This window comes from Nonomuraea turkmeniaca, from assembly GCF_005889735.1.
In the GTDB taxonomy this organism is placed as follows: Bacteria; Actinomycetota; Actinomycetes; order Streptosporangiales; family Streptosporangiaceae; genus Nonomuraea; species Nonomuraea turkmeniaca.
In genome coordinates this window covers 107,828-134,367 of sequence record NZ_VCKY01000001.1, presented here as the reverse complement: position 1 = coordinate 134,367, position 26,540 = coordinate 107,828, and the positions used below count along the sequence as shown (strand labels likewise).

Genomic DNA, 26,540 nt, shown 5'->3' with positions numbered 1-26,540 from the left:
GCCAAGGTCATCCTGGATGCACGCGGGCAGACGTCTCCAAGCAATGACGGGCCGGGGCGTCGTGGTGGGCGGACAACGATCGTGCCGTCAGGAGAGGGTCTTCACCAGATGGCGCAGCGTCTCGCCCAGCTCCGTCGTGCACGTGATGTGCCTGTCGCCGCTGGGCTGGAGGATGCCGCGCTGCTCGGCGTCGTACAGGCCGGCGAGCTCTTCGGCGAGCTGGGGCGGGACACCCGCCTGCACCATCAGGCCGACCCATCCCGGCTGCGGGACGGTGATCACCTCCAGCGGCCTGCCGAGAACGTCGCCCAGCTCCTCGGCCACCTGCCGCTCGGTGTAGTGATGGCAGTCCAGGCCGATGACCTCCTCAGCCGGGAAAGGCGCGGAGAGCGCCTCGGCGACCACCGCGCCGATGTCGCGCGTCGCGACCATCGGGGTGGGAATGTCGGCCGAGTCGGCGAAGACGGGATAGACGCCGAGCTCGCGAGCGGCGCCGAGCACGGTCTCGACCTTCTCCTGGAAGTGCGGCGGTCGGATCGCGGTCAGGGTCACGCCCGTCTTCCGCAGCCGGTCCTCCATGTGGTGGAGCCAGCGGATCGGGCCCGTGCCCTCGGCCAGCTCCGCCCCGATCGACGAGAGCATCACCACGTGCGGGACCCCGCTGTCGAGAACCGCTCCGGCGATCGAGTCGGCCAGCCGTCGGTGATCGGCGTCGGCGTCGGCCAGGGCCGGGTCCGTCGGCAGCATGACGAACGCCGCGCGGCACCCACGGAAGGCCTCCGCCAGCGCCGCCCTGTCGCCGAAGTCGGCGACGGCGATCTCCGCGCCCGCCTGCGACCAGGGTTCGGCCTTGGCCTCGTTGCGGACCACGGCCCGCACCGCTTCCCTCTTGGCCAGGAGTTCCCTGGCCGCCGCGCCGCCGACGTGGCCTGTCACTCCAGTGATCGCGTACATCGGATACCTCCGGTGAGTCGTCGAGGTGAGTCACCACCCAGTGAACGCGTCCGCAGAAAGACGATCCATATCCCGTACGCTCATTTGCATTTCTGTGCGTCTACACTGGCGGTGTGGACCCGCTCGCCGATCTCCTCGACGGTGTCCGTGCCCGCAGCGCGGCGTTCTGCCAGGCCATCCTCGAACCACCGTGGTCGCTGCGGATAGCCGACGAGGCCACGCTCGCCCTGGCCACCGCCCTGCGTGGGCACGCCTGGGTCGTGCCCGACGTGGGTGAGCCGGTGCTGATGCGCACCGGGGACGTGACCATCATCAAAGGGCCGAAGCCGTACACGATCGGCGACGACCCGGCCACCCCGCCGGAGGTCATCGTCAAGCCAGGCAACCGCCTGACCACCATGGACGGCGTCGACGTCACCGATCAGCTGCGGCTCGGGCCGCGGACGAGCGGATACAGCCCCGGCGGGTCGGCGATCGTGGCCAGCGGCACCTACCAGGTCATCGGGGAGGTGAGCGAGCGGCTCCTGAACGCCCTGCCGGAGATCGTACTCGTGCCCCGGTCGAGCGTGCAGTCCCCGATCATGGAACTGCTGGCGCAGGAGGTCAACGGCGAAGGGCCCGGCCAGCAGGTCATCCTCAACCGGCTCCTGGACCTGGCGCTGATCGCGACCCTGCGCGCCTGGTTCGCCCGCCCCGAGGCTCACGCGCCCGGCTGGTACCAGGCGCAGAGCGATCCGCTGATCGGCCCGGCGCTCCAGCTGATCCACGGCGATCCCGCCCATCCCTGGACGGTGGCTCTGCTGGCCGGCAAGGTGGGCGCCTCACGCGCGGCGTTCGCCCGCCGGTTCGCCACGCTCGTGGGGGAGCCGCCCATGGCCTACCTCACCGGCTGGCGCATGGCGCTCGCCGCCGATCTGCTGCGTTCCTCCGACGCCACGATCGACGCAGTCGCCCGGCACGTCGGCTACGCCAACGCCTTCGCGCTGAGCGTGGCCTTCAAACGCGTCCGCGGGGTGTCGCCGAGCCGCCATCGCTCGGGCGAGTGAACCCGGGGCGAAGTTTCGCGGAAGCGCCGGCGATCGCCCACCTGGCCGCCGCCGATGAAGACACCGTCCGGGATGTGATCCGCGCCTTCAACGAGCGCGGGCTGTCGGCGGTGGATCCCGAGTGGGCGGGAGGCCGTCCCCGCCGCATCACCAGCGATGATGAAGAGTTCATCGTCGACGGTTTTGACGGTCGTGCCCGCTGGGTTCTTGGTGAGTGCCGTTTATCGGCTCGTCGATCCCCGTGCCACTTCACGTTCACTCACGAGGACCTATGGACGATCTTCCGTTACCTGGGTTGCGGTGCCATAGTGATCGTCGTGAGCGACCGCAAATCGCTGAGCAGCGTACGCGCTTCGATACGCCTGAGCAACGCGGCGTCAGCCGATCAACACCCTGTGGGGACCTGGCTGTTGGCAGTCGTCGCTGCCTGGAGCGTTTTCACTCACATCGTTGGCATCGTCTCAGGTGATCCGCAAAGCTTCGCATCATCAGGATGGGGCCCCGTCGCCCAATGGATTGAGCATTGCCTCGTCCTGGGCGGCATGCTCTTTCTTTTCATATCCATGCTCGAGTCCTTGATGTACAGGTATCGGCGCAAGCACGGCGACATAGAGTAACCAGAGCCGCCCTGCGAGTTCCGCACCGCTGGTGTCCCATCCAGCCGGTGAGTGCCATGAACGCGAGCACGATCACGGCCGTCAGGATCGCCAAAGCGGCGAATTTCTCAAGCCAGCTGGACTTTCCTCTGAGGGGAAGCAGGGGCGGTATTCGGCGCGTGCGGAGTTCACATCGACGGAATTGATGCCCCTGGCCGAGCCGGCTCCCCGCGCGCCTGGACGGCGTGCGGGGAGCCGGCAGGTTGGTCAGCTGGTGAACGATCTGGTCCCGCGACCCACCCAGGTGCCACGCTCGCCCCAGTACGACCTGGCGGTCGCGCGGAGGGAGGTGTTCTCCTTGTACGTGTTGTTGAGGTACCTGCACGTGCCGCCCGAGTGACCGTAGTAGTTGTTCTTGTCGGTGATGGTGATCGTGCTGCCGCCATTGACCGGAGTCAGCGTCACCGTCACCTGGCGGGCACCCTCGGAGTCGTACGCCCGCACGCAGAACTTGTTCGAGGCATCGGCGTAGGAGATCAGGCCATCGCTGACGTTCCACGACAACGAGCTGGCCATCGCCGGCTGCGCCATGGCAAAGCTCGACGCGACCAAGGCAGCGCCGACAACGGTGGTCTTGAGCAGATTTTTCATCATGGTTCCTTCCGTTTGGACGGGTCATCCTGATACCGCCCAAAAGGGAGCCTGGGTCAAGACCGAGTCCGACGACGGATCTTCTGAGCACAGTTCGCCGGCTGGTCGTGCAAACGTAGATCGTCGGCCGCCGGCTCGTCGAAAAACTAGCGGCTCACTAGCGGCGCGCTAGCTCGTGCGCATGTCACTGGAATTGCGGACGTCTTGTGGGCGACCTGGGACGCGTGTAGCCCGACTTGCGGTAACGCCGTCGCCTGCACTCCTGGACACCACGCGGCATCGTTCCATGCTCGCCTCCAGGTCGCTCCGCCCGCCCGCGTCCTCTCTGTCCGCTGACCAGGGCGGAGGCGAGGTTGTGGGCACACCCCTTTCCGAGCGTGAGGTGCCTCACTGACCATGCGTCCCCGGGAGATCAACGGGATAGCGTACGTCGACATGGGCACGACTGCAGGTGAGCGCCCCGCGCCCAGGGGCACAGAGGTCCCTCGACGGCGGGTTGTGGATTTGGGCATGCTTCGTGGGGGGACCCCTTTATTCGGGTTCGCCGGACTGGCGAGCATCGGGCGGGGCGTCGGTAATCCGTTGACGCTCGCACGTCAAGGGGCCGGCGATCGGCGCGGACATGTCGCGGGGCACCGTGCTGTCTCTGCCGTACGAGATCTACGAACTCGTCCAGTCGGTCGGCTGACGATGTCGACGAACGTGTCCTGCACCCGGCCTGCCTTGGTCCGGAGGTGAGCACCACCGGCACCGGCGTCGCCCCGGCCACCCTGCGTACGGCGACCGGACGAGAGGCCACCCGTTGGGTGGCGGCGCACTGTCGCGAGGTGCCATGGCTCACGGTCGTCACCGTGCTCACCACGGTGGCCGGGGCGGCGCTTCAGGTGCTGCCGGTGCTCCTGCTCGGCCGGGTGGTCGACGGGGTGATCGAAGGCGAACCGCAATCGATGCTGGTCACGATCGGCGCGCTGATGGTGGCCGCCGCGCTTCTCGGCTCGGCGGCCACGGCGGCGTCGACGTACCTGATCGGGCGGCTGGGCGCGGGGCTGCTCGCGCGGCTGCGGGAGGACGCCGTCCGGGCGGTGCTGGCGATGCCGAGCGCGCGGATCGAGCAGGTCGGCCGGGGAGACGTGTTGTCCAGGGTCGGTGACGATGTGGCCGTGCTCTCCAAAGGCATCCGCACGGCCATCCCCACGGTGTTCTCGGCGGGAGTGCTGGTCGTCATCGCCACGGTCGGCATGTTCGGACTGGATTGGCGGCTCGGCCTGGCGGGCGCCGGAGCGCTGCCCGCGTACGCGCTGGCCCTGCGCTGGTATCTCCCCCGGTCCGCCCCGCTCTACCAGAAGCAGCGGGCGGCCCAGGCCGACCGTGCGCAGGCGTTGATCAGTGGTCTGAACGGGATCGACACCGTCCGGGCGTACCGCCTTGAGGACACCTTCCGCGAGAAGGTCACCCGTGAGTCGTGGCGGGTGCGGGATCTCGGCATCGAGGTGTTCCGGTTCTTCGGCCGGTTCGTCGGCAGAGAGAATCGCGCCGAGTTCATCGGGCTGGTCCTGATCATCGTGGTGGGGTACGCCCTGCTGGAGGCCGATGCCGCCAGCCTGGGCGAGGTGTCGGCGGCCCCGCTGCTGTTCCACCGGCTGTTCAACCCACTGGGCGCCATCATGTTCACCTTCGACGAGGCGCAGAAGTCGGGCGCGAGCCTGACCCGGCTGGTCGGGGTGCTGGGGGAGGCCGCGGAGGACCGGCTGGTGGGCGACGTGGCGGTCGCTCCGGCGGACGCCGCGCCGTACCCGGTGACGGTGGAGGGGCTGACGTTCAGCTATCCCGACAGTGAGCAGCCGGTCCTCCGGGATGTCAACCTGACGATCCCGGCCGGCGGCTCGCTCGCACTGGTGGGGGCGACGGGCGCGGGCAAGACGACCCTGGCCGCGCTGATCGCGGGCATCGGGACCCCGCAGGCCGGATCGGTGCGCATAGGGTCGACCGACCTCGCGGACCTGGACGAGGCCGGGGCGCGAGCCTTGGTGAGCATCCTGACGCAGGAGACGCACGTGTTCTCCGGTGCGCTCGCCGACGACCTGCGGCTGGTCGCGCCGGAGGCGACCGGCGCCGAGCTGATGGACGCGTTGCGCACGGTCGGCGCCGACGGGTGGGTCGACGCGTTGCCCGATGGGCTGAACACCATGGTCGGCGAGGGCGGCGAGCGCCTGGACGTCACCAAGGTCGCCCAGGTCGCCTTGGCCCGGCTGGTGCTGGGCCGGGCGCCGGTGGTGGTGCTCGACGAGTCGACCGCGGAGGCGGGCAGCGAGGGCGCCGCCGAGCTGGAGCGGGCCGTGTCGGCCGCGTGCGCGGGCCGGACCACGTTGTTCGTGGCGCACCGGCTGACCCAGGCGATGGCGGCGGACCGGATCGCCGTGCTGGACGCGGGACGCGTTGTGGAGCAAGGGACTCACGAGGAGTTGGTGGCTCTGGGCGGCCGGTATGCGCGGCTGTGGCGGGCCTGGCGAGAAGGTAGTTAGGTATGTCCGACGTACGTCGCCGAACCGGTGGCACGCAGCGCCCCCGCCCGGGGTCCGACATCCTCTGGACCGCGCTGCGTCGCAACATCGGCGCCATGACCTGGGGCACCGTCCTCATGGGCATGTACCAGGCGGGTGAGACCGCCTTCCCCATCGCGCTCGGCCTGATCGTCGAACACACGATGCGGGAGCGGAGCCTCGGCTCGCTCGCCCTGTCGATCGCCGCGTTGGCCGTGATCATCACGACCGTGTCGCTGTCGTGGCGGTTCGGGATGCGCATCCTGCAGAAGGCCAACACGACCGAGGCGCACCGCTGGCGGGTGCGGGTCGCGGCCTGCGGACTCCAGCCGGTGGCCAGGGACGTCGACCTCAAGTCCGGCGAGGTGCTGACCATCGCCACCGAGGACGCCGACCAGACCGCTGACATCATCGAGGTGGTACCGCTGCTGATCAGCTCGCTGGTCGCGGTGCTGGTCGCGGCGGTCGCGCTGGGCCTGGCCAACGTCCAGCTCGGACTGCTGGTGATCGTGGGAACTGTCGCGATCCTGTCGATCCTGAGCGTGATGTCCAGGCGGATCGGCGTCAGTACCCGCGAACAGCAGGCCCGGGTGGCGCGCGCAGGCGCGAAGGTCGCCGACCTCATCGTCGGCCTACGACCGCTGCACGGCTTCGGTGGCAACCACGCGGCGTTCCTGTCCTATCGGAAGGTCAGCATGGAGGCGAAGCGCCAGGCGATCACCGTCGCCAGGGTGAACGGCGCGTACGCGGGCACCGCGCTGGCCCTCAACGCGGTCCTGGCCGCCGCCGTGACCCTGACGGCGGGCTGGCTGGCGTTCAACGGCCAGATCACCATCGGGGAGCTGGTCATGGCCGTGGGGCTGGCGCAGTTCATCATGGAACCGCTCAAGTTGTTCTCGGACATGCCGAAGTACGTGATGATGGCGCGTGCGTCGGCCGAGCGGATGGCGCTGGTGTTGGCCGCGCCGCCGGTGACGACCCCGGGGCCGGGGCGCCCGGCCGTGGGAGGAGACCTTGAGATCGACTGCGTCCGGTACGGGTCCCTGCGCAAGCTGAAGTTCCAGGTGGCCGCCGGCGAGTTCGTGGCGATCGCCGCCTACCAGCCGCGCGCGGCGGCCGACCTCGCGTCGATCCTGGCCGTGAACGTCCCGCCTGACGCGTATGAGGGAGTGGTACGGGTCAGCGGACAGGAGATCGCGGACCTGTCGATCGAGGCGGTCCGCGAGCACATGCTGGTGAACCCGTACGACGGGGAGATCTTCGCGGGCACCCTCCGTACGAACATCGACCCGTCGGGCACCAGCCGGATGGTCCCCGAGGCCGTCGAGGCGTCCATGCTGACCGACGTCGTCGCCCTCCACCGCGAAGGACTCGACTACGGCGTTCGCGACCGCGGCGCGAACCTTTCCGGAGGGCAGCGCCAACGGCTGTCTCTGGCCCGCGCCCTCGCCGCCGACACCGACGTCCTCGTCCTGCACGACCCGACGACAGCCGTCGACGCGGTCACCGAACAGCTCATCGCGCGCAACATCGCGGAGCTGCGCCGGGGCCGCACCACCATCGTGATCACCAGCAGCCCGGCACTCCTGGACGCCGCCGACCGTGTCCTCGTCCTGGACGACGGCGTCATCACCGCCGAGGACACCCATCGGAACCTCCTCGCGACCGACGAGGACTACTGTCTGGCCGTGGCCCGGTGACCTGCTGGTCGAGCGCCCGGGCGGCATCCCTGAGCACGGCGTGCCGCCGGCACGCACCGCGACGAAGGCCGAGCAGGGGGCACGTGGTCAGCCTCGGGACGTGAGCATGGGGTCATGGCTCACTGGTTCCGGCGCCGGGTCAGCAGCAGGACGCACGCGAGGGCCCCGAGCGCCACGGTGACGAGTCCTGGAGCCGCCGAGCGTCGCCCCCGGGCCCAGCGCCGTGGTGAGCGGTCCGCCGAGCGCGAAGCACGCGACGGTGACGGCCGTCGGCACGTCGGTCACTTGCCGACGTAGGCCGCGAGGTGCTCGCCGGTGAGGGTGGAGCGGGCCGCGACGAGGTCGGCCGGCGTGCCCTCGAAGACGATCTGGCCGCCGTCGTGCCCGGCGCCGGGACCGAGGTCGATGATCCAGTCGGCGTGCGCCATGACCGCCTGGTGGTGCTCGATGACGATGACCGACTTGCCGGAGTCGACGAGCCGGTCGAGCAGGCCGAGCAGCTGCTCGACGTCGGCGAGGTGCAGGCCGGTGGTCGGCTCGTCGAGGACGTACACGCCGCCCTTGTCGGCCATGTGGGTGGCCAGCTTGAGCCGCTGCCGCTCGCCGCCGGACAGCGTGGTGAGCGGCTGGCCGAGGCTGAGGTAGCCGAGCCCGACGTCGGCGAGCCGGTCGAGGATGGCGTGCGCGGCCGGCGTGCGCGCCTCGCCGGCGCCGAAGAACTCCTTGGCCTCGGTCACCGACATCGCGAGCACCTCGCTGATGTCGCGGCCGCCGAAGTGGTATTCCAGCACCGAGGCATGGAACCGCTTGCCCTCGCACTCCTCGCAGGGGGTGTCGACGCCGGCCATCATCCCCAGGTCGACGTAGATGACGCCGACGCCGTTGCAGGCGGGGCAGGCACCCTCGGAGTTGGCGCTGAACAGCGCCGGCTTCACGCCGTTGGCCTTCGCGAACGCCTTGCGGATCGGGTCGAGGAGTCCGGTGTACGTCGCCGGGTTGCTGCGTCGCGAGCCGCGGATGGGGGCCTGGTCGACCGACACGACGCCCGCGGACGCGGGGATGGAGCCGTGGATCAGCGAGCTCTTGCCGGAGCCGGCGACGCCGGTGACGACGCAGAGGACGCCGAGCGGGACGTCGACGTCGACGTCCTGGAGGTTGTGGCGGTTGGCGCCGCGGATCTCCAGCATGCCCTTGGGCGTACGCACCGTCTCCTTGAGTGCGGCCCGGTCGTCGAGATGGCGGCCGGTGATGGTGCCGCTGGCCCGCAGCCCCTCGATGGTGCCCTCGTAGCAGACGGTGCCGCCCGCCGTACCGGCGCCGGGGCCGAGGTCGACGACGTGCTCGGCGATCGCGATCGCCTCCGGCTTGTGCTCGACGACGAGCACCGTGTTGCCCTTGTCCCGCAGCCGCAGCAGCAGGCCGTTCATCCGCTGGATGTCGTGGGGGTGCAGGCCGATGGTGGGCTCGTCGAAGACGTAGGTGACGTCGGTGAGCGCGGACCCGAGGTGGCGGATCATCTTGGTGCGCTGTGCCTCGCCGCCCGACAGCGTGCCCGCCGGCCGGTCGAGGGAGAGGTAGCCCAGCCCGATCTCCACGAACGAGTCGATGGTGTGCAGCAGCTTGCCGAGCAGCGGCGCGACCGACGGCTCGTCGAGGCCGCGGATCCATTCGGCCAGGTCACGGATCTCCATCGCGCAGGCTTCGGCGATGTTGATGCCCTTGATCTTCGAGGAGCGGGCCGCCTCGTTGAGCCGGGTGCCGCCGCAGTCCGGGCAGGCGGTGAACGTCACCACCCGCTCCACGAACGCCCGGATGTGCGGCTGCATCGCGTCGACGTCCTTGGAAAGGAACGACTTCTGGATCGTCGGGATCAGACCCGAGTACGTCAGGTTGATGCCCTCGACCTTGATCTTGGTCGGCTCCTTGTAGAGCAGGTCGTCGAGTTCCTTCTTGGTGAACTTGCGGATCGGCTTGTCCGGGTCGAAGTAGCCACAGCCCCGGTAGATGCGGCCGTACCAGCCGTCCATGCTGTAGCCGGGGACGGAGAGCGCGCCCTCGTTGAGTGACTTGGTGTCGTCGTACAGCTGGGACAGGTCGAAGTCGGTGACCGTGCCCCGGCCCTCACAGCGCGGGCACATGCCGCCGTGGTAGACGGCCTCGCGCACCACCTTTCGCTCGCCCTTGCCCTTGTCGACCTTCATGGCCCCGCTCGCCACCGCCTGGGCGACGTTGAAGGAGAAGGCCGTGGGGGGGCCGATGTGCGGCTGCCCGAGGCGGCTCCACAGGATGCGCAACATCGCGTTGGCGTCGGTCGCGGTGCCGACGGTTGAGCGGGGGTCTGCGCCCATCCGCTGCTGGTCGACGATGATCGCGGTGGTCAGCCCGTCGAGGACGTCGACGTCCGGCCGCGCCAGGGTGGGCATGAAGCCCTGCACGAAGGCGCTGTAGGTCTCGTTGATCAGCCGCTGCGACTCGGCGGCGATCGTGCTGAACACCAGTGAGCTCTTGCCCGAGCCGGAGACGCCGGTGAACACCGTCAGCCGGCGCTTCGGGATCTCGATGCTGACGTCCTTGAGGTTGTTCACGCGCGCGCCGTGCACGCGGATCAGGTCGTGGCTGTCGGCAGAGTGAGGCACAGGCGACTGCTTGTCCGTCCTCGGGGGCGTGCTCATCGTGTCTCCATCTGTTTCGCGGGCGCCTGGCGTGATCTGGCCAGGTTTGAGGATACGTCTGGTTCCCTTCGCTTCGACCCCGTGGAGCCTCTGGGCTTCCGGCCACGTGGGTCGAACCGGTCATCCGCTGCTTGGGAGCGGGGGGTCGGCGGTCATCGGTCCTGGAGCAGCCCGAGGACGTTGCCATCGGGGTCGGTGACGGTGGCGACCAGGCGGCCGCCACCTACGTCCCGTACGGGCTCCTTCACGGTGGCACCGGCGGCGGTCACCTCGGCGAGCTTCGCCTCGATGTCGGGCACGTGCCAGTAGGCCACCGGCGAGGTCATACCCTGCGACGCGCCGCCCGGCACCAGCCCGATGTGCTGGCCCTCGGCCTCGAAGCCGACGTAGTAGGACGAGTCGGCCTGCGGCGGGACGCCGAGCAGGGCGGCGTACACCTCCTTGGCCTTCGCCAGGTCGGACACGGGATGCAGCACGGTCTTGATTCCCTGGGTGGACGAGCCGGTCATGGTCACTCCTGAGGTCGTAGGTCTGGTGGGGATTGTCTGGTCAAGGACACGGGAAGCCGCCCGGCCGCGGGTGTCGCGGTACAAGGCCAGAGAGGCGTCCGGGTCGTCATGCGGGGTCTAGCGACTGGTGAGGTCCATGCCGGTCACACTAGGTGCGGCTCGGGGGCCGGCGCTTCTCGATTCCTGACCGGTTCGGTCCCCTGTTTCGCCACGCGGCATGGAAGGCACCAGCGTGCCGGCGGTTCGTCCGCCGCCAGCACGGTTCACGCGCCGGCCGACCGGATCCAGCAGGTGGGCAGGCTCTGGCCGAATCCATGTATGGCCAGGGCTCCGGTGCCGTCGTACATTCTGGGGAGCGACTCGCGGCGGGATCAGGGCGGTGATCTTTGGAACGGGGAGTTCCGGAAATCCCGGGGGAACCTGTGGTGGTGGTCGGAGCCGGGCTGACGGGGTTGGCCGCCGCGATGCGACTGGAGCGGGAACGCGTCGTCGTGGTGGAGCGGGACGAGGCGGTCGGCGGGAAGGCGCGGAGCCGAGGACGCGACGGCTTCACTTTCGACGTGACAGGGCACTGGCTGCACCTGCGCGAGGAACCGCTCAAGGAGCTGGTGCTCGGGTTGCTGGGAGAGGACAACCTGGCCCGCCTCGAGCGCAGGGCCACGGTGTGGCTCGACGGCAGGATGATCACGTACCCGTTCCAGGCGAATATCCATGGGCTGCCGTGGCCGAGTCGTCTGCAGTGCCTGGCCGGTTTCGCGGCGGCGCGCATGCGCCGGCGGCGGGGAGCGCCGGCGGAGATGAGTTTCGAGGATTTCGTCGTCGAGCGCTTCGGGCGGGGCATGGCGCGGCATTTCTTCGTGCCGTACTACTCCAAGAAGTTCCAGGGGATCGCGCTGGACGAGCTGCGCACCGAATGGCTGAAGGACTACTTTCCGATGCCGAGCACCGCGCAGGTGCTCGGTGGGGCGCTCGGGGTCCGGAATGATCGATTCGGATACAACGCCCGCTTCCTTTACCCCGCTCAGGGCGGCATCGGCCTCCTGCCGGAGGCGATGCTGGCGGCCTGCAGGAGCCGTGACGGTTTCGACATCCAGATGTCGACCTCGCTGGAGGAGGTCGATCTCGACAGGAGGCGGATCCGGCTCAGCGGGTCGGCGGATTGGCTGGGCTGGCGGGCGCTCGTCTCCACGATCCCGCTGTCCGACCTGCTCGACCGTATTCCGGGGCTGCCCGAGCACATCAGGGACGCGCGCCGCACGCTGCGATCGAGTGCGATGCGCTACGCGAACATAGCCCTGCGGGCGCCGTCCCCGCTGCGGGAACATTGGGTGTACACCCCGGAGCCGGACATTCCCTTCTATCGGATGGGCGTGTACACGAACGCCGCACCACGGATGGCGCCGCCGGGTGGCGCGAGCCTCTGGGTGGAGATCGCCGACCAGAAGGGCCCGGTGGCGGACCCGGACATCGTCGACGCGCTGCTGAAGATCGGCGCGATCGGGTCAGCCGCCGATGTGCTGTTCATGGAGCACCACAAAGTGGATCATGCCTACATCGTGTTCGACGACGCCAGGGAGAAGGCCATCGACACGATCCTTCCGTGGCTCGCGGAAGCGGGAGTCCACTCGTGCGGCCGGTACGGGAGATGGACCTACGGCTCGATGGGAGACGCCATTCTCGACGGGTTCTCCGTCGCAGCACTGGTAGCCGGATCAGCAGAGAACACCTGACGGAGGAACCCATGTTCTTCGACATTCCCGCGCACGAACTGGCCTCCTACCGGCCGACGCTGCCAGTGCCGGAGGACTTGGAGGAGTTCTGGCAGAAGACCCTCGCGGAGGCCGCCCAGTTTCCGTTGGCCGTGACGGCGGTACCGGTGACCGACACCCCGCTGCGGACGGTGTCGGTGTACGACGTGACGTTCGCCGGCTTCGGCGGTCATCCGATCAAGGCGTGGTACCTGGTCCCGCGCGAGCCGGAGCCCGGCGCTGCGACGATCATCGAGTTCATCGGCTACGGGGGCGGTCGCGGCCTGCCGCATGAGCTGTTGTTCTGGTCCGCCTCGGGCCATCCACACCTGATCATGGACACCCGCGGCCAGGGCAGTTCCTGGCGGGTCGGCGACACCGGCGATCCCGGCTCGCCCGGCAGGCCCCACGTGCCCGGCTTCCTCACCGATGGTGTGACGTCGCGAGAGGACTACTACTATCGCCGGCTGTTCACCGATGCGGTCCGCGCCGTGGACGCCGCCGCCGAACTCCCCCACAGTGACCCTGCCAAGCTGGTCACCACAGGCACCAGCCAGGGTGGCGCGCTGTCACTCGCCACGGCGTCCTTGCACCCCGGGGTCGCAGCGACCATGCCGAACGTGCCTTTCCTGTGCGACATCCGGAACTCCGCCCGGGCCGCGGTAACGGGTCCCTACCCCGAGCTCGTCAAGTGGTGCCGCACCCACCGGAGCCTGGCCGACCAGGCGTTGGCCACACTCGGCTACTTCGACGTGGTCAATCTGGTTCGCGCGGCCCGCTGTCCTGCCCATTTCGGCGTCGCCCTCCTTGACGAGACCTGCCCGCCGTTGGGGGTCTACGGATGTTTCAACTCCTATGGCGGCCGGAAGGAGATCACCGTGTACGCCTGGAACGGCCACGAGAGCGGAGAAGCCCACCACCTGGCCGACCAGCACCGGTGGTTGTCCCAGGAGGCGGGAATTGGCTGACTTCGAAGAGGAGGAGGTCGTCGCGGAGCGCGAGGTGTTCCGCGGTCGCCGGCTCACAGTCGTCGAGCGGGACATCAGGATCGCCGCCGACCGGGTCGTCACCTGGGAGGTCATCCAGAAGGACGACAGCGTCGCGATCGTCGCGATCGACGCTGAACACCGGGTCCATCTGGTGGAGGAGTACTTCGGGGCGACCGGCGAACGTGCGCTCTGCCTGCCCAAAGGGCGGATCGATGCGGGAGAGACCCCCGCCGAGGCCGCGGGCCGCGAACTGCGTGAGGAGCTTGGGCTCCGCGGCGATCTCGGGCATCTCTGCACGCTCAGCGTCAGCCCCGGCTATCTGTCTCAGCGGACCGAGATATTCCTGGCGACGGCGTTGTCGCCCGATCCGCTCGAGGGCGATGAGGAGCACAGCATCAAGCCGGTGACGCTTCAGCTGGACGACGCTGTGCGCATGTGCCTGAACGGCGAGATCCATGAAGCGCGGACTGTCGCGGCGCTGCTCGCGGTAGCCCGCTCCCATCCGACGCCATGACCGGCGGCTTACGGGTGGTCGTCCTCCCTGACAAGTTCCGTGGATCGCTGACCGGGGAAGAAGTGGCGTCCGCGGTCTCACGGGCCATGCGCCGGCTGGATCCTTCCCTGGACGTCCTCGCGATGCCACTGACCGACGGAGGCCAGGGGACGCTGAGGATCCTGGCGGAACATCGGGGTGCGGTGCTCCACCGCTCGGAGGTCACCGGCCCTTATGGCGATCCGGTGCCGGCAAGATGGGCGGCCCTGCCCGATGGGACCGCGGTCATCGAGGCCGCCGATGTGTGCGGCTGGTCGCGGGCCGGAACGGGGCTCCGCCCGCTGCAGTCCACCACCCGAGGGGTGGGGGAGCTCATCGGCATCGCCTGCCATATGGGCCATGAGCGAATCATCGTCACGATCGGCGACACCGTCACCGTGGACGGAGGGCTCGGGGCGATCGAGGCACTGTCCTGGTCACCCGTTCGGGCGGAGGTCCGCGTCGCGGGCGACGTGGACATCCTGTTCACCGACGCGGTCCGGCACTTCGCCCGGCAGAAGGGCGCGACCGACGAGGAGATCCCCCGGCTCAGCGCCCAGCTGGAACGGCTGGGGGAACGTTACCGTGACGTCACCGGCCGGGACGCCGACGCGGTGCGGTGCGGTGGTTCCGGCGGCGGGCTGGCCGGGGCCCTGGCGGTGTTCGGTGCACGTTGCGCGCCCGGATTCACGGTGATGAGCGAACTGCTGGGACTGGACGATCCGCTCTCGCGCGCGGACATCGTCGTCACGGGCGAAGGCCGCTTCGACCGGACGAGCCTGCTCGGCAAGGGGACCTACCGGCTGCTGACCGGCCGCGGCGAGAAGGTCCGAGGTGGGCTGATCGCCGGCTCCGTGGACCGGCACGCGGCCGGCGCGCTCCGTCCCGGCACCGTTGTCGTCCCTTTCACCGACTACCGGCCGGGGACCGCCGAGGCGATCCGTGACGCCGGCTCGATCCTCGACGAGGCCGCCGCTGATCTGGCCACGGCCCTTCTTCACAGCCCGCGGGCCCGAAACCCATGAGCCTTCCCGAACTCCTGGTCGGCCCAGGCACGGCGGCCGTCCTCAGGACGGTCCTCGCCCGGTATCGCACCCGCAGGCCGCTCGTGGTCGCGACGGACCGCGCGCTCCGGTCGATCGACGCCGAGCGTGCCCTGGCGGGCCTCGACTGGTGGGCGTTCTCGGACTTCACCTCGAATCCGCGGCTCGACCAGGTCGTCGAGGGGTGCCGGGCGAGGGAGCTCCGGCAACCTGATCTGATCCTGGGGGTCGGTGGCGGCAGCGCGATGGACGTCGCCAAGGCTGTCCGGTTGTTGCCGGCGGACCCGGCCGCAGCGCTCGCCGGCCTGCTCGGAGATGCCGACCGGTTCGTGGCGGAGAGTCTGCCGCTGATCCTCGTCTCCACCACAGCGGGTAGTGGCAGCGAGGTGACCGGCTTCGCCACGATGTACGACGGGGGCCACAAGCACTCTCTGGATCATCCGAGGGTCGGCGCCGAGACAACGATCGTGGATCCGTACCTGATGGCGTCGTGCCCGCACGACGTGACGACCAGCGGCCTCTTTGACGCGGTGAGCCATGCCGTGGAGTCGTACTGGAGCCGGCGGGCCACCGACGCGTCCCGAGCCCTGGCCCGTGAGGCCCTGGCGCTGTTGTCGCCGCTGCTCGGCGAATCACTGAAAGACCCGTGCCTGGAGCTCCGCGAACGCCTCATCGCCGGGGCCCTGGCCGCAGGCCGGGCCATTGCGATCACCCGGACGACCGCCGCCCACGCCTTCGCCTACGCGCTGACCATCCGCTTCGGAATCCCGCATGGAGTGGCTTGTATGCTCAACCTCCGCTGGCTTCTTGACTACAACCGGGACAGGTCGGACGGCCCGTCGCGTGCCGTCATCGACGAGGTGGTCCACCTGCTGGGCCCGGCAGAGGGGCGGATGACCGGTGTGATCGCCGGCCATCTGCGCCGGCACGCGTGGCCCGCCGAGCTCAGCGGCTACGGGGTCGGTCCGGCGGACCTGGCCGACCTGGTCGCGGCCGGGATGGGTGTGCGCGGCCGGGCCGGGAACAACCCGGTGGACCTCGACCGGGACTCGGTCTGCCGGGCTCTGGCGGCTGTCCTATGAGCGGCGACGAGCCAGTGGACGAGGAGGGGTTCCGTCTCCGCGGCGCGGCGCTGCTCCGGAGTGCGGCCAACGATCTCAAGCGTGACGACGCGGCGGCGGCCGCCGATCTCGGGGTGTCCGTGGCGGATTTCGCCGCCTACGCCGAGGGCCGGCGAGCCGTCCCGGGGGAGCTGGTCCGCCGGGCTGCCGCCGTCTGGCCGGTCAACGAAGCCGATCTCCTGCCCTGGCGTGACGACTGCCCGGACGGCGTGGTCATCCACCGGCTGGCGGACTCCATCGCTTCGGCGAGGGTGCTGACGCGCGGGGGGATCGACTACTACGAGTACCGCGACACGGCCATGTCGCGGGTGGCGTCGTTCCGGCCCGAGTGGATCAAGATGCTCTCGGTGGTCGACGATGATGATCCCGCTCACCCGGGTGTCAGATGGAACAAAGGCCATCTTCTCTACCAGTTCACCTACTTCGTTGGGCCGGTGAACTATTACGTCCGTGAGCCCGAGGGCGACCGGGTCCTGCGCATGGACACCGGTGATTCGGTGTGGGGCGTTCCGTACTCCCCGCACACCTTCACCTCGCGCAGCGCCGGTGAAGAGGCGTACATCCTGGCGCTCACCTACGGCGGGGAGTTAGTGGGCGACGCTCAGCGTGAGCTTGCCGCGCTCGGCGCCGAGACCGCCGCGAACTTCGCGCGCGCGCCCGGCGGTCTCACCTTTCCCGCCATTCTTCAGGACTTCCTCAACGCCCTCGCGCTTCCCGCCGACCGGCTCGCGGCGCTTTCCGGACTCTCGGAGGAACGTGTCGCCGACCTGCTCGACGGGGCCGTCGCGCCCGCGCCGGAGGAGATCACGCGTCTGGCGGTGGCCCTGCGGGTCTCACCCCGCGATCTGATGCCGATCAAGAGGGACGTCGTCGGCTCGATCCGGCACTGCCGCGCCGGCGAGGCCAGGGAGTGGCGCTATCCGTCATCGCCGCAGGCCGCCTATCGGATCAGGGAGCTCGCGGGGAGCAGCCTCCACCCGCATACCCGGGCATTGGAGATCATCCCACTGGCCGCTGCCGATCGTGTGGCGCCGTCGTCTTCTTCTTTGCGGACGTACCAGCATCAATACGTCTACAACGTGAGCTCCCAGACCGCCGACCTGGCCTGGCGGTTCGAGGGCCGGTCATTTCGCGACCGGCTGGATCCCGGAGACTCGGCCTACCTCAAACCCTTCGTGGAGGTCGCGTTCGCGTCGGAGCGGCCCGACGCATGCCGGCTACTGAGCCTGCGCATCGGCGGCCGGGTCACTCCCGAGACCCGGACCGCCCTGGGGACGATCTATCCGGGGAGCCTGCCCCGCTATCTTCGTGAAAACGGCCGGTGGTACTGAACCGGCTGCGCCATCGACCTCTGTCAGTTCACGGCCGAGGGCTTCGACCCGTTCCTGCCGTTCGGACATCTGCTGGACCCCCTGAAGGTCGAAGACCTCCTTCAGGGAGGCTATGGTCGTTTCGACGTTCTCGCTGGTGCCGTCCTGCATGATCTTGGCAAAGGTCTGTCGCATGGCCATGATCGAGCTGCGCAGGGCGTGATTGGCGTAAATGACCATGCTGAAGCCGCGGCTGGCCAACTCGGCGGTCGTGACGTGGTGGTAGGTGGTCGGCACCACGATGACGGGCAGCTCTCCGCGGTACCTGTCCCGAAAGGCGAAGACCTCTTCCGGGTCCTGTTGCTTCGAGTGGATCAGGAGCGCGTCGGCGCCCGCGCGCTCGTACACCCGGGCACGGTAGAGGGCTTCGTCCAGGCCACGACCCGAGATCAGCGCCTCGATCCTGGCCACGACGACGAGTTCACTGCTGCGGCGGCACTCCACCGCGGCCCGGATCTTGGCCGCGAAATCCGCGGGCGAGGCGAGCTCGTGGTCCCCGTCCAGGAAGCTGTTCAGTTTGGGGAACAGCTTGTCTTCGATGCAGATGCCCGCCACGCCGCGGGCCTCGTAGACGCGAACCATATGCGCGACATTGCTCGCGTTGCCGAATCCCGAGTCGCAGTCCGCGAGCACCGGTATCGACACCGCGCCGGCCATCGCGGCGGCGACCTCAAGGAATTCTGACATGGTCAGGATATTGGCGTCCGGGACACCTGCCGTCGCGGAGATCTCCAATCCGCTCGACCAGATGAGATCGAAACCGGCTTCTTCGGCGAGCCGGGCGCTCAGCGCACTGTGCCCGCCGGCGGCGCGAAGCAGCTTACCGCTGCGTAGCGCGGTGCGTAGGCTCACGGTCAAAAAACACTCCGATCTCCGACCTGAATCTGGCCACGATCTCCTGTGGAGAGTGGGTGACCCGGGGCCCTGGCTTGTGGCTTCGCGGCAGGCACCGGAAATGGACAAGGGCCGGAGTGCCGTGTAATTCCAGGTTGTGGAAGCTTTCTTCGGAATCGACAACATGCGCACGTGCGTATCCGCATCCGACGGCTGTCGCCGAGATGTCGTGCGGTCGAACCGTCTGCTGGCCCCCCGTGCTTTCGTGCAGCGAATTGTCCAGAACGACATGCACAATGTCCGGAGCGAGCTCACCTATCATGGGCAGACAGCCGAGATTCATGGCCAGCGAGCCGTCTCCGTCCAGGATCACGACCTTACGTTCAGGTCTGGCCAGAGCCACGCCCAGTGCCAGCGGAGCGGCCATCCCCATCGAGCCCACCATGTAGAAGTTCGCCGGTCGATCCGAGAGACCGAACAGGTCGCGTGTGATGAACCCGCAGGTGGAGACGTACAGTGCCGCCGGAAACCGGTCGAGGACGAGTTCGATCGCTTTGCGGATCTCGAGCACGGCTAGACCTCGTCCCGCACGATGAGCACAGAGGTGTGTTCGTCCAGGTGTCCCAGCCATCTGTCGACTGACAGCTGAACTTCCGAACAATCAAGAATGGTCCATGGCAGCCCGAGGACATTCAGTAAGGTGACGAGTTCCCTGCCGATCACCTCGTGCTCGACCGCGTCGTTCTCGTCGAATCCGCGCCAGCTCACGACCAGTGGCAGGTGCACTCCGTAGATGAGATTGAACGACGTCAAGACATTCAACCCGTAACCCAGCCCGGAATTCTGCATGAGCACCACGGACCCGCGCCCCGCCACCGTCAATCCCGACGCCACTCCGAGCGCTGTGTCCTCCCGCGGTGCTGGGAAGTAGCGAACCCGCCCGTCGAGCGCGGAGTTCTCCAGGACCTCGAATATTCCTTTCAGCATCGAGCATGGTACGCCGGTGAATTCGGTATATCCGCGATCGGCGAGTGCGTGGACCAGTCTCGCTGCCACCATTCGGCACCTCATTCTCGACGATGCAGGCGGAGATGCCCACGCCTTGGGTTCCTCCTTAGGATCACCCGCGCCGTCGAGCACATCAAGCGCGGACGTGCCTGCGGAACGGCGGCACATCGGGCCGGCGGTGCGGCTGTCGTGACCGCGTGATCATGCCGGCGCCGGCTTCAGCGTGGGGGAGTCGCATCCCCGGTAGTGCCAGGACACGCGCCGTTCGGTGGCGCAGGGCAGCAGGTACGCGATCGCTCGCGGCCCCCTTGACCTTCATATCGGTGTGAACGTTGAGGATTCTTCCATGACCTCCAACCCATCTAAGGGGGAGCACATGATGCAGAATCGCGACGCCGGCCACACCCCTGTGACGGTCATCGGCCTGGGTCTGATGGGACAGGCGCTGGCCGGGGCGTTCCTGCGTGACGGGCACCCCACCACCGTGTGGAACCGCACGGCGGCGAAGGCTGAGCACCTTGTCGCCCAGGGTGCGAAGCTCGCCGACTCGGTCGGCGAGGCCGTCGCGGCCAGCCCGCTCGTGGTCGTCTGCGTCTCGGGCTACGACGCTGTGCACGAGCTCCTCGATCCGCTGGACGAGGTCCTCCACGGCCGAGTCCTCGTGAACCTGACCTCGGGCACGTCGGAGGTGGCCGGTGAGACCGCCGCGTGGGCGGCGCGGCGGGGCGGCTCCTACCTCGACGGCGCGATCATGGCCATCCCGCAGGCCATCGGCACGGCGGACGCCGTCATTCTCTACAGCGGGCCGCAGGAGGCCTTCGACCTGCACGAGCCGGTGCTGAGGAGCCTTGGCGCGGGCACGACGTACCTTGGCGGTGATCACGGCCTGTCGTCGCTGTACGACGTGGCGGTGCTGAGCCTGATGTGGAACATTCTGAACGGCTTCCTGCAGGGTGCCGCCCTGCTCGGCGCGGCGGGTGTGGACGCCGCGGCGTTCGCGCCGATCGCGAAAGCGGGGATCGGGACCGTGGCCGACTGGGTGTCCGGCTACGCGCAGCAGGTCGACGACGGCGCGTACCCGGCGCTCGATGCCACCATCGACACGCACCTGGCGTCGATGGAGCACCTCATCCACGAGAGTGAGTTCCTCGGTGTCAACGCGGAGCTGCCGAAGTTCATCAAGGCGCTGGCGGATCGGGCCGTGGCCGACGGGCACGGTGGCAACGGCTATGCGGCGATGATCGAGCAGTTCCGTAAGCCGGTAGAGGTGCGGATATGACCGGCCCGCCCGTTGACCCGGGCATGCTGCTCGAGGAGAGCCGGCTCGGTGTTCTCGCGACCGCCGAGGGCACGGCCGCACTCACCGGGCCGGGAACCGGCCCCCGCTGACCGCGCCCGGCCCAGGTGGCGATCAACGTGTGCCTCCGCACCCATCGTCTGGCGGCCCGTGCCGGATGTGTGGCACTGATCACCTCCGATGTGTGGACTCCTGCACAGAGAGTCGCCCGGGATCTCCGTAATGTCCCTGCTGCCGGACCGACCGGCACACACCGAACGGGGAGTAACCCACCATGCGTAAGACCCTCGCCGCCGTCACCCTCGCCGGCTCCATGGCCGTCACCGCGCTCGCGCTGACCCCGGCCGCCCAGGCCGCCACCAGCACCGGCACCATCAGCTGGGGCAAGTTCTTCTCCAGCGACCACAAGGCCTACACCTTCGGCAAGACCGCCGAGCACGGCGGCGGCGTCCACGTGAAGTGGTACGGCGTCGACAAGGTCGGCGGGAAGAAGGGCTGGGTGTGGTTCGAGTACTACAAGAACGGCTCCTGGCACCGCTTCAACCACTCCTGGGACGGCAAGGTCACCAGCGGCTGGAAGGGCCACGGGATCAAGAAGATCTACACCTTCACCTGCTGGGCCGGCAAGTTCGACAACTGCGGCAAGAAGTACCGCATCTACTGAGTCGGTCGATTTCTCCGGCCCGGTGGCATGGCCCGCTCTCGCAGCGGGCCTGGCCGGGGGATCGCCGCGCTGTCCGGTCGGCTGCCGCCGCGCGCGCTCCATGCGTATGTACGCCCCAGGCCTTGACGAGAGAGAAGCAGTCCGAACAGCCAAGGTCACGGTGCGGGGGACTGTAGCTGGTTGATGGAGCTGACTGGTCATACGGTCGGTGGATGATCACTTTGCACGACATCCTCGCCGCGGCGGGTCAGGGGCGCCTGCCCCAGCCGGGAGCAGGGCCGACGATCGTCCCGCAGCCATCCCGACGTGACGCGGGAGTGATCGCCTTTACCGCGCACAATGTCGTCTTCGCCGACCTCGACCACGGGTGGATCAGGTCCCGGCTTCCCGAAGGGGATCTTTCGGCGCCTCTCAACCCGCCGTTCCTCGGGCAGTTGGAAGTACGCATGGAGCGCAGGGTCAACAACATCGACATGCTGGCCTTGGGCAGCCCCTGCGCCGGCCGTCCGCCGATCGACCTGGCCGAGGTCATGGACGAGGCGCATCCCCGGGTCGAGCGCGCACGCCGGTATCGCGACGACGTATGTGTCTGGACCTGCGCGGGAGGAGTGCTGATCATCGGGCGTGGCGTTGCCGGTCGGTGGGAGGTCGCGATCGAGGTCGACCCGGCCGATCGGGGACGCGGCCTGGGCCGGGCCCTGGCCCGCGCGGCGAGGCACCTCACCGGGCATCCCCTGTGGGCTCAGATCGCCCCAGGCAACGCGGCGAGCGTCAGGGCCTTCCTTGCGGCCGGCTACGTGCCGATCGGGGCGGAAGCACTCCTTGTCCAGACTTCTCTGTGATGTGATTCTTCAGGCCGTTCGTTCCCAGCGGATCTCGCCGTCGTGCGATTGATCGGTCGGGTGCAGGCCCGCTGAGGCGGCGACGGCGGCGGAGGCCCCGTGGTCGGGGTGGATGTGCGCGATGATCGTGCCGATCCCTTGCTTGATGAGCCAGGCGACCAGGGCTTTGGCCGATGCGGTGGCCAGGCCGCGGCCCTGCCATGGCGTTCCGATCACCCAGGCGATTTCGGCCGTCTCGTCGTCGATGGTGGCCTGTACATAGCCGACCAGACGGTTTTCCTCGCGCGACCAGATCACCCAGTTGCACCAACTGGGCGGTCCGGCGAGCAGTCGCTCGTAGCGAGCGCGGAGTTCTTGCGCGGTGAGTGGGGCGCCGCCGGTGAACGTGTGCAGGCGGGGGTCGGACAGGACGACGGCCATCTCGTCGGCGTGCTCGGCACGCAGCGGGAGGAGGGTGAGGACTGGGGTCTCGATGGTGGCAGTTCGGGGCATCTGGCTACCTCTTGAGAAGGCTGGAACTGTAGTGTCCTGCTCCTTGGTATTCGATCATTGGGTGGAGGCATCTGGTGCGAGCGCCCTTGGCATTGACTGGCCTTGTCGTTCTGGTCGCCGTGCTTCTGGCGGGGCGGGGAACCTGGCGGGTCTGAAGCTGGAAAAGTTGAGCGGCCCGCCCCGGTCATCCACAGGTTGTGCATAGCAGCCCTCGTTCAGTTGGGCGACGGGTCAGCCTCCCGGAGAGGGCTCTTCAGCGGTGCCCCTGGCATGCTGAGAGGCCCGGTGGGGGTGGGGTTGTGCGCTTCGTGGTGGATGGTGACCGGTGTCCCGGTGACGCTGTGTGCGAGGCAGCTGGTCCGGGCTTTATCCACAGCGATTGCGGGTTATCCACAGGTGTGGACTGTGGGTTCTCGCGCAGGAGCAGCAGGGCCAAGGCCGGCTCCCGAGCACGGTGTACGGATCCGCCTGAGCTGCTGCTCCCGCGCTCCCGCATCCCCCGGCAGATCCCGCTCGGCCAGCTCTTTCGAGATCCGCTCCCGGAACTCGACCGGCCGGTGATCGTCGTACTTGAACTTGGCCCGCACTCCCACGACCTCCAGCCGCAGCCCGCGGATCGCCGACAACATCTTCCGGTACGGCCCCTCGTCGACGGACACCACCCCGTGCCCGCCATCAGGCTGGTGATGGGCGAGCTGGCGGCGCAGGATCTCCGCCTTGCCCGCCTTGTCGTCCACGATCCGGGCCGCGCACGTGAGCTGAACCGAGGCGTAATAGCTGGTCGGCACGCCGTTCTCGGGGGAGTCCGAGCGCCACATGGAGGGGACGTAGGCGTAGTCGTCGTGCACGCTCACCACCACCGTCGGGTTCGCCTCCAGCGCGGCCCAGATCGGGTTCGGCCTGGCCAGGTGGAGCACGACCTCGCTGCCGCCGTCGAACAGGAAATGCGTCGGCACCACCACCGGCGGCCCGCCGTTCACGCCGTTCGCCGCCACCTGCCCGAAGTCGCGGGTACGCAGCCAGGTCCGCCACTCGTTCGCGTCGCGGGCGGCGTCCCATGGATGAATGAGCACTGGAACCTTCCTTATGTATTAGTACATAATCGTTTTTGTGCTAGAAACATATAGGACCATCGGCGGAACGGCCAGCGAGATTGCGGCCGGCGTCGAGGCCGCCGTGTCGGAAGGACGCCTGGCGCCGGGGGCGCTGCTCCCCCCGGTCCGCGAGATGGCCGCGCTGGCCCGGGTCAGCCCCAACACGGCGGCGGCCGCGTACCGGCTGCTGCGGGAGCGCGGCATCGTGGAGACCGCCGGGCGGCGCGGCACCAGGGTCCGGCCCAGGCCCGCAAGCACGGCCCGCGAGGACATCCGCATCGAGGCGCCGCCGGGGGTCCGCGACCTGTCCAAGGGCAACCCCGACCCCGTGCTGCTGCCGCCCCTGCACGAAGCGCTCGCCGCCGCCGCCCATGCGCACCAGGAGCGGCCCGCCATGTACGGCATGGGTGACGACGAAGAACTCCTCGCCCTCGCCGGAGCCCGCCTGCGCGGCGACGGTGTGCCGGCCGCGCCGCTGGCGATCAGCTCGGGCACCCTTGACGCGGTCGAGCGCGTGCTCAACGCCTACCTGCGTCCCGGCGACGCGGTCGCGGTGGAGGACCCGGGCTGGGCAGCACTGCTCGACCTGGTCGCCGCGCTCGGCCTGCGTCCCGTGCCGATGCGGCTCGACGACGACGGCCCGCTGCCCGACGAGCTCGGCAAGGCGCTGCGAGCCGGGGCGCGAGCCGTGGTGATCACCGCCCGCGCGCAGAACCCGACCGGCGCCGCCGTCACCGCCGAACGCGCCGCCGCCCTTCGCGCCGAGCTGGCTCCACATCCGGAAGTGCTGCTCGTCGAGGACGACCACGGTGACGGCTTCGTGGACGTGCCCCTGCATCCGCTGGCCGGCGCCACGAGCCGCTGGATACTCGTCCGCTCCACGGCCAAAGCCTTCGGCCCCGACCTGCGGCTCGCGCTGATCACCGGCGATCCGGTCACGCTGGACCGACTGCGCGGGCGGCAGCGGCTGGCCGCCGGCTGGGTCAGCCACCTGCTCCAGCGGGCCGTGGCCCACCTGTGGCGGACGGGAGCGGTGGACACCGCCGCGGTGGCGGCCTCGTACGCCGAGCGCCGGGACGGGCTGGTCGCGGCGCTGGCCGCCCGTGGCGTCCCGGCGCACGGCCGTACCGGGCTCAACGTGTGGGTGCCGGTCCCTGACGAGGCCGCCGCGATCAGCCACCTGCTGGCCCGCGGCTGGGCCGCCGCGCCGGGCGCGCGCAACCGCCTCGCCACGCCGCCCGCGCTCCGCCTCACGGTCTCCCCGCTGCGGCCGGAGGACATCCCGTCGCTGGCCGACGAACTCGCCGCCACCGTGCATCCGCCGGCACGCGGCCGGTACGGCTGAGCATCACGGATTCACGTGAATCACGGGCTTCGACGGCACGAGACAGTGGGCCAGCACGCCGAGCGCCCCCGCCACCAGCACCGCGAGCCCCGCCAACGTCGCCGCCGCCCATCCGCCGTCCAGCGCGCCGAAGAACGCGGCCCCGGTCACCGTGCCGCCGAGCACTCCCCCTGCCTCCTGCACGGTCCCGAGCACCCCGGCCGCGGCGCCGGCGCGCTCCCGCCGTACCCGTGACAGGACAGAGGAGATCAGCGGCGACATCAACAGCCCCATCCCGCCCCCTGTCACGAATAACGCGCTCGCCACCTGGTACGGCCCTGCCGCTCGGATCACCGCGTATCCCAGCAGCGCCAGCCCCGCCACCACCATCAGCGCGGCGAACGGCGCCGGCACACGACCGGCCCGGAGCGAGGTGAGGAAGAAGCCGGCGTTCAAGGCGGTGCACACGGCGCCGGCAGCCAGTGCACTCAGCCCGAGCCCGTCCTGCAGGTACAGGGCCAGCACGAACGACAACCCCGCCGACGTACCGAACAACAACGCCACCGCCACCAGCCCGCCCGCGAACCCCTTCTCCGCGAACACCGCCAGATCGAGCAGAGGCGCCCGTCCGGACGCCGCCAGCCGCCGTTGCCTCCGGACGAAGCCGGCCAAGAGCGGCGCCGCCGCCGCCAGGCACCACCACGTCCACGCCTGCTCCCGCCCCTCGACCAGCGGCAGCACCACGGCCACGAGCCCGGCCGCGATCAGCGCCGCCCCGGTCAGGTCGAGATCGCGCCGATCGCCGGAGCGCGGGGTGCGGGGGAGCACCCGGCCGATCAATGCCAGGGCCGCCACCCCGATCGGCACGTTGACCAGGAAGCAGGCCCGCCAGCCCAGCCCCAGGGGATCGGCCGCCACCAGCAGCCCGCCGATCGCCTGACCGCTCACGCCCGCCAGGCCGACGGCGGCGCCGTACCAGCCGAACGCCCTGGCCAGGGCCGCGCCCTCGAACAGCACGCCGATCAACGTGAGCGCCTGCGGCGCGAGCAGCGCGGCCGCGACACCCTGCGCGACCCTGGCCAGCACCAGCGACGCGGCGTCGGGGGAGAGCCCGCAGGCCGCCGACGCGGCCGTGAACAGGGCCAGCCCGGCCGCGAACACACGACGGTGGCCGTAAAGGTCGCCGAGTCGCCCGGAGACGATCAGGCCGGCGGCGTAGGCGAGCCCGTACCCGGCGACCACGAACTGCACGGCCGCGTCGCCCGCGCCCAGACCGGCCCGGATCGACGGCACGGCCAGGTTGGCGACGAAGAAGTCGAGGGTGGTCATGTACACGGCGACGAGCACGACGGGCAGCGCGATCATGGGACTCCAGGGGAAACGGCGGGGCGATGGGTGAACACCGGCGGGCCCCGAACGGTTGACCTCACCCTGGAGCCGGCGGGTTACGATCCCCTCCCGATCCGCTACGGACGCGGCGCGCGCCCACCCCCATCAACCGATCGGTGGATATC

General features: G+C 69.3%; 24 protein-coding genes. 14 read left to right on the top strand and 10 right to left on the bottom strand.

What is annotated here, in order from left to right; all coding sequences use genetic code 11:
• Positions 1-87: 87 nt before the first annotated feature.
• Entirely contained in the window at positions 88-954 is an 867-nt protein-coding gene (locus ETD86_RS00665) for an NAD(P)H-binding protein (RefSeq protein WP_138664080.1), read from the bottom strand.
• A 113-nt stretch (positions 955-1,067) separates the two neighbouring features.
• Between ETD86_RS00665 and ETD86_RS00660 the strand changes: the two genes are divergently transcribed.
• Both ETD86_RS00660 and ETD86_RS59865 read left to right on the top strand, forming a co-directional pair.
• A complete protein-coding gene (locus ETD86_RS00660) occupies positions 1,068-2,000 on the top strand; it encodes an AraC family transcriptional regulator (protein ID WP_138664079.1) in 933 nt (310 codons plus the stop codon).
• Positions 1,997-2,617, top strand: coding sequence for a helix-turn-helix domain-containing protein (locus ETD86_RS59865; RefSeq protein ID WP_246147467.1), 621 nt, complete (start codon positions 1,997-1,999; stop codon positions 2,615-2,617). The genes ETD86_RS00660 and ETD86_RS59865 overlap by 4 nt, the downstream gene beginning before the upstream one ends.
• Positions 2,618-2,863: 246 nt before the next feature.
• Here the strand turns inward: ETD86_RS59865 and ETD86_RS00650 are convergent, their stop codons facing one another.
• Positions 2,864-3,250 carry a hypothetical protein gene (locus ETD86_RS00650; protein ID WP_138664078.1) on the bottom strand — a complete coding sequence of 129 codons (387 nt, stop codon included), beginning with the start codon at positions 3,248-3,250 and terminating at the stop codon, positions 2,864-2,866.
• A gap of 731 nt (positions 3,251-3,981) precedes the next feature.
• Here ETD86_RS00650 and ETD86_RS00645 point away from each other — a divergent pair.
• Together ETD86_RS00645 and ETD86_RS00640 are read left to right on the top strand one after the other, a co-directional pair.
• The gene (locus ETD86_RS00645) at positions 3,982-5,769 is read left to right on the top strand and encodes an ABC transporter ATP-binding protein (protein WP_138664077.1); all 1,788 of its coding nucleotides are present in this window, start codon (positions 3,982-3,984) and stop codon (positions 5,767-5,769) included.
• A 2-nt stretch (positions 5,770-5,771) separates the two neighbouring features.
• Positions 5,772-7,487 (top strand): ABC transporter ATP-binding protein, encoded by a 1,716-nt coding sequence (locus tag ETD86_RS00640; RefSeq protein WP_138664076.1) that lies wholly within the window; start codon positions 5,772-5,774, stop codon positions 7,485-7,487.
• Positions 7,488-7,768: 281 nt separating this feature from the next.
• On the opposite strand, the gene ETD86_RS00635 is transcribed toward ETD86_RS00640, so the two are convergent.
• Positions 7,769-10,159, bottom strand: coding sequence for an ATP-binding cassette domain-containing protein (locus tag ETD86_RS00635; protein WP_138664075.1), 2,391 nt, complete (start codon positions 10,157-10,159; stop codon positions 7,769-7,771).
• A gap of 152 nt (positions 10,160-10,311) precedes the next feature.
• Entirely contained in the window at positions 10,312-10,668 is a 357-nt protein-coding gene (locus ETD86_RS00630; protein ID WP_138664074.1) for a VOC family protein, read from the bottom strand.
• A 425-nt stretch (positions 10,669-11,093) separates the two neighbouring features.
• Here ETD86_RS00630 and ETD86_RS00625 point away from each other — a divergent pair, with 425 nt between their 5' ends.
• The 6 genes from ETD86_RS00625 to ETD86_RS00600 are packed head-to-tail and all read left to right on the top strand — an operon-like array spanning position 11,094 to position 17,432.
• Positions 11,094-12,398, top strand: a complete 1,305-nt coding sequence (locus ETD86_RS00625; RefSeq protein WP_138664073.1) for a protoporphyrinogen/coproporphyrinogen oxidase — start codon at positions 11,094-11,096, stop codon at positions 12,396-12,398.
• A gap of 11 nt (positions 12,399-12,409) precedes the next feature.
• Positions 12,410-13,384, top strand: a complete 975-nt coding sequence (locus tag ETD86_RS00620) for an acetylxylan esterase (RefSeq protein WP_138664072.1) — start codon at positions 12,410-12,412, stop codon at positions 13,382-13,384.
• The gene (locus tag ETD86_RS00615; RefSeq protein WP_170222808.1) at positions 13,377-13,919 is read left to right on the top strand and encodes an NUDIX domain-containing protein; all 543 of its coding nucleotides are present in this window, start codon (positions 13,377-13,379) and stop codon (positions 13,917-13,919) included. Before ETD86_RS00620 ends, ETD86_RS00615 begins: the two co-directional genes overlap by 8 nt.
• Positions 13,916-14,962, top strand: a complete 1,047-nt coding sequence (locus tag ETD86_RS00610; protein ID WP_138664070.1) for a glycerate kinase — start codon at positions 13,916-13,918, stop codon at positions 14,960-14,962. The genes ETD86_RS00615 and ETD86_RS00610 overlap by 4 nt, the downstream gene beginning before the upstream one ends.
• Entirely contained in the window at positions 14,959-16,062 is a 1,104-nt protein-coding gene (locus tag ETD86_RS00605; RefSeq protein ID WP_138664069.1) for a phosphonoacetaldehyde reductase, read from the top strand. The genes ETD86_RS00610 and ETD86_RS00605 overlap by 4 nt, the downstream gene beginning before the upstream one ends.
• The gene (locus tag ETD86_RS00600) at positions 16,059-17,432 is read left to right on the top strand and encodes a cupin domain-containing protein (RefSeq protein ID WP_138664068.1); all 1,374 of its coding nucleotides are present in this window, start codon (positions 16,059-16,061) and stop codon (positions 17,430-17,432) included. The genes ETD86_RS00605 and ETD86_RS00600 overlap by 4 nt, the downstream gene beginning before the upstream one ends.
• Here the strand turns inward: ETD86_RS00600 and ETD86_RS00595 are convergent.
• From ETD86_RS00595 to ETD86_RS00585, 3 genes are read right to left on the bottom strand one after another with little or no spacing between them, the layout of a single operon-like run.
• Positions 17,319-18,323, bottom strand: coding sequence for an isocitrate lyase/phosphoenolpyruvate mutase family protein (locus tag ETD86_RS00595; RefSeq protein WP_211369729.1), 1,005 nt, complete (start codon positions 18,321-18,323; stop codon positions 17,319-17,321). The two genes, ETD86_RS00600 and ETD86_RS00595, sit on opposite strands and share 114 nt — an antisense overlap.
• The gene (locus ETD86_RS00590) at positions 18,292-18,876 is read right to left on the bottom strand and encodes a thiamine pyrophosphate-dependent enzyme (protein WP_211369728.1); all 585 of its coding nucleotides are present in this window, start codon (positions 18,874-18,876) and stop codon (positions 18,292-18,294) included. The genes ETD86_RS00595 and ETD86_RS00590 overlap by 32 nt, the downstream gene beginning before the upstream one ends.
• Positions 18,877-18,878: 2 nt before the next feature.
• Positions 18,879-19,292 (bottom strand): hypothetical protein, encoded by a 414-nt coding sequence (locus ETD86_RS00585; protein WP_425465605.1) that lies wholly within the window; start codon positions 19,290-19,292, stop codon positions 18,879-18,881.
• A gap of 397 nt (positions 19,293-19,689) precedes the next feature.
• Here ETD86_RS00585 and ETD86_RS00580 point away from each other — a divergent pair, with 397 nt between their 5' ends.
• The 3 genes from ETD86_RS00580 (at position 19,690) to ETD86_RS00570 (ending at position 22,116) form a co-directional block, all read left to right on the top strand.
• Positions 19,690-20,592: an NAD(P)-dependent oxidoreductase gene (locus tag ETD86_RS00580; protein ID WP_246147466.1), complete on the top strand. Its 903-nt coding sequence runs from the start codon at positions 19,690-19,692 to the stop codon at positions 20,590-20,592.
• Between the two features lie 292 nt (positions 20,593-20,884).
• Positions 20,885-21,274 carry a hypothetical protein gene (locus ETD86_RS00575; RefSeq protein ID WP_138664065.1) on the top strand — a complete coding sequence of 130 codons (390 nt, stop codon included), beginning with the start codon at positions 20,885-20,887 and terminating at the stop codon, positions 21,272-21,274.
• A 212-nt stretch (positions 21,275-21,486) separates the two neighbouring features.
• On the top strand, positions 21,487-22,116 hold the full coding sequence (locus tag ETD86_RS00570; protein ID WP_138664064.1) for a GNAT family N-acetyltransferase: 630 nt from the start codon (positions 21,487-21,489) through the stop codon (positions 22,114-22,116).
• A gap of 9 nt (positions 22,117-22,125) precedes the next feature.
• Here the strand turns inward: ETD86_RS00570 and ETD86_RS00565 are convergent, their stop codons facing one another.
• Together ETD86_RS00565 and ETD86_RS00560 are read right to left on the bottom strand one after the other, a co-directional pair.
• Entirely contained in the window at positions 22,126-22,608 is a 483-nt protein-coding gene (locus tag ETD86_RS00565) for a GNAT family N-acetyltransferase (RefSeq protein ID WP_138664063.1), read from the bottom strand.
• Between the two features lie 386 nt (positions 22,609-22,994).
• Positions 22,995-23,681 (bottom strand): FMN-binding negative transcriptional regulator, encoded by a 687-nt coding sequence (locus tag ETD86_RS00560; RefSeq protein WP_138664062.1) that lies wholly within the window; start codon positions 23,679-23,681, stop codon positions 22,995-22,997.
• Positions 23,682-23,718: 37 nt separating this feature from the next.
• Here ETD86_RS00560 and ETD86_RS00555 point away from each other — a divergent pair, with 37 nt between their 5' ends.
• On the top strand, positions 23,719-25,047 hold the full coding sequence (locus ETD86_RS00555; protein WP_138664061.1) for an aminotransferase class I/II-fold pyridoxal phosphate-dependent enzyme: 1,329 nt from the start codon (positions 23,719-23,721) through the stop codon (positions 25,045-25,047).
• Positions 25,048-25,050: 3 nt separating this feature from the next.
• On the opposite strand, the gene ETD86_RS00550 is transcribed toward ETD86_RS00555, so the two are convergent.
• Entirely contained in the window at positions 25,051-26,391 is a 1,341-nt protein-coding gene (locus ETD86_RS00550; RefSeq protein ID WP_138664060.1) for an MFS transporter, read from the bottom strand.
• Positions 26,392-26,540: the final 149 nt, after the last annotated feature.

What these genes read in the sequence shown, in the direction of transcription:
- ETD86_RS00570 (WP_138664064.1), top strand. Translation starts at nt 21,487, where the DNA reads ATGATCACTTTGCACGACATCCTCGCCGCGGCGGGTCAGGGGCGCCTG.
- ETD86_RS00665 (WP_138664080.1), bottom strand. Translation starts at nt 954, where the DNA reads ATGTACGCGATCACTGGAGTGACAGGCCACGTCGGCGGCGCGGCGGCC.
- ETD86_RS00620 (WP_138664072.1), top strand. Translation starts at nt 12,410, where the DNA reads ATGTTCTTCGACATTCCCGCGCACGAACTGGCCTCCTACCGGCCGACG.
- ETD86_RS00585 (WP_425465605.1), bottom strand. Translation starts at nt 19,292, where the DNA reads ATGCTGAAAGGAATATTCGAGGTCCTGGAGAACTCCGCGCTCGACGGG.
- ETD86_RS00600 (WP_138664068.1), top strand. Translation starts at nt 16,059, where the DNA reads ATGAGCGGCGACGAGCCAGTGGACGAGGAGGGGTTCCGTCTCCGCGGC.
- ETD86_RS00550 (WP_138664060.1), bottom strand. Translation starts at nt 26,391, where the DNA reads ATGATCGCGCTGCCCGTCGTGCTCGTCGCCGTGTACATGACCACCCTC.
- ETD86_RS00605 (WP_138664069.1), top strand. Translation starts at nt 14,959, where the DNA reads ATGAGCCTTCCCGAACTCCTGGTCGGCCCAGGCACGGCGGCCGTCCTC.
- ETD86_RS00650 (WP_138664078.1), bottom strand. Translation starts at nt 3,250, where the DNA reads ATGATGAAAAATCTGCTCAAGACCACCGTTGTCGGCGCTGCCTTGGTC.
- ETD86_RS00565 (WP_138664063.1), bottom strand. Translation starts at nt 22,608, where the DNA reads ATGCCCCGAACTGCCACCATCGAGACCCCAGTCCTCACCCTCCTCCCG.
- ETD86_RS00610 (WP_138664070.1), top strand. Translation starts at nt 13,916, where the DNA reads ATGACCGGCGGCTTACGGGTGGTCGTCCTCCCTGACAAGTTCCGTGGA.
- ETD86_RS00630 (WP_138664074.1), bottom strand. Translation starts at nt 10,668, where the DNA reads ATGACCGGCTCGTCCACCCAGGGAATCAAGACCGTGCTGCATCCCGTG.
- ETD86_RS00635 (WP_138664075.1), bottom strand. Translation starts at nt 10,159, where the DNA reads ATGAGCACGCCCCCGAGGACGGACAAGCAGTCGCCTGTGCCTCACTCT.
- ETD86_RS00580 (WP_246147466.1), top strand. Translation starts at nt 19,690, where the DNA reads ATGATGCAGAATCGCGACGCCGGCCACACCCCTGTGACGGTCATCGGC.
- ETD86_RS00640 (WP_138664076.1), top strand. Translation starts at nt 5,772, where the DNA reads ATGTCCGACGTACGTCGCCGAACCGGTGGCACGCAGCGCCCCCGCCCG.
- ETD86_RS00575 (WP_138664065.1), top strand. Translation starts at nt 20,885, where the DNA reads ATGCGTAAGACCCTCGCCGCCGTCACCCTCGCCGGCTCCATGGCCGTC.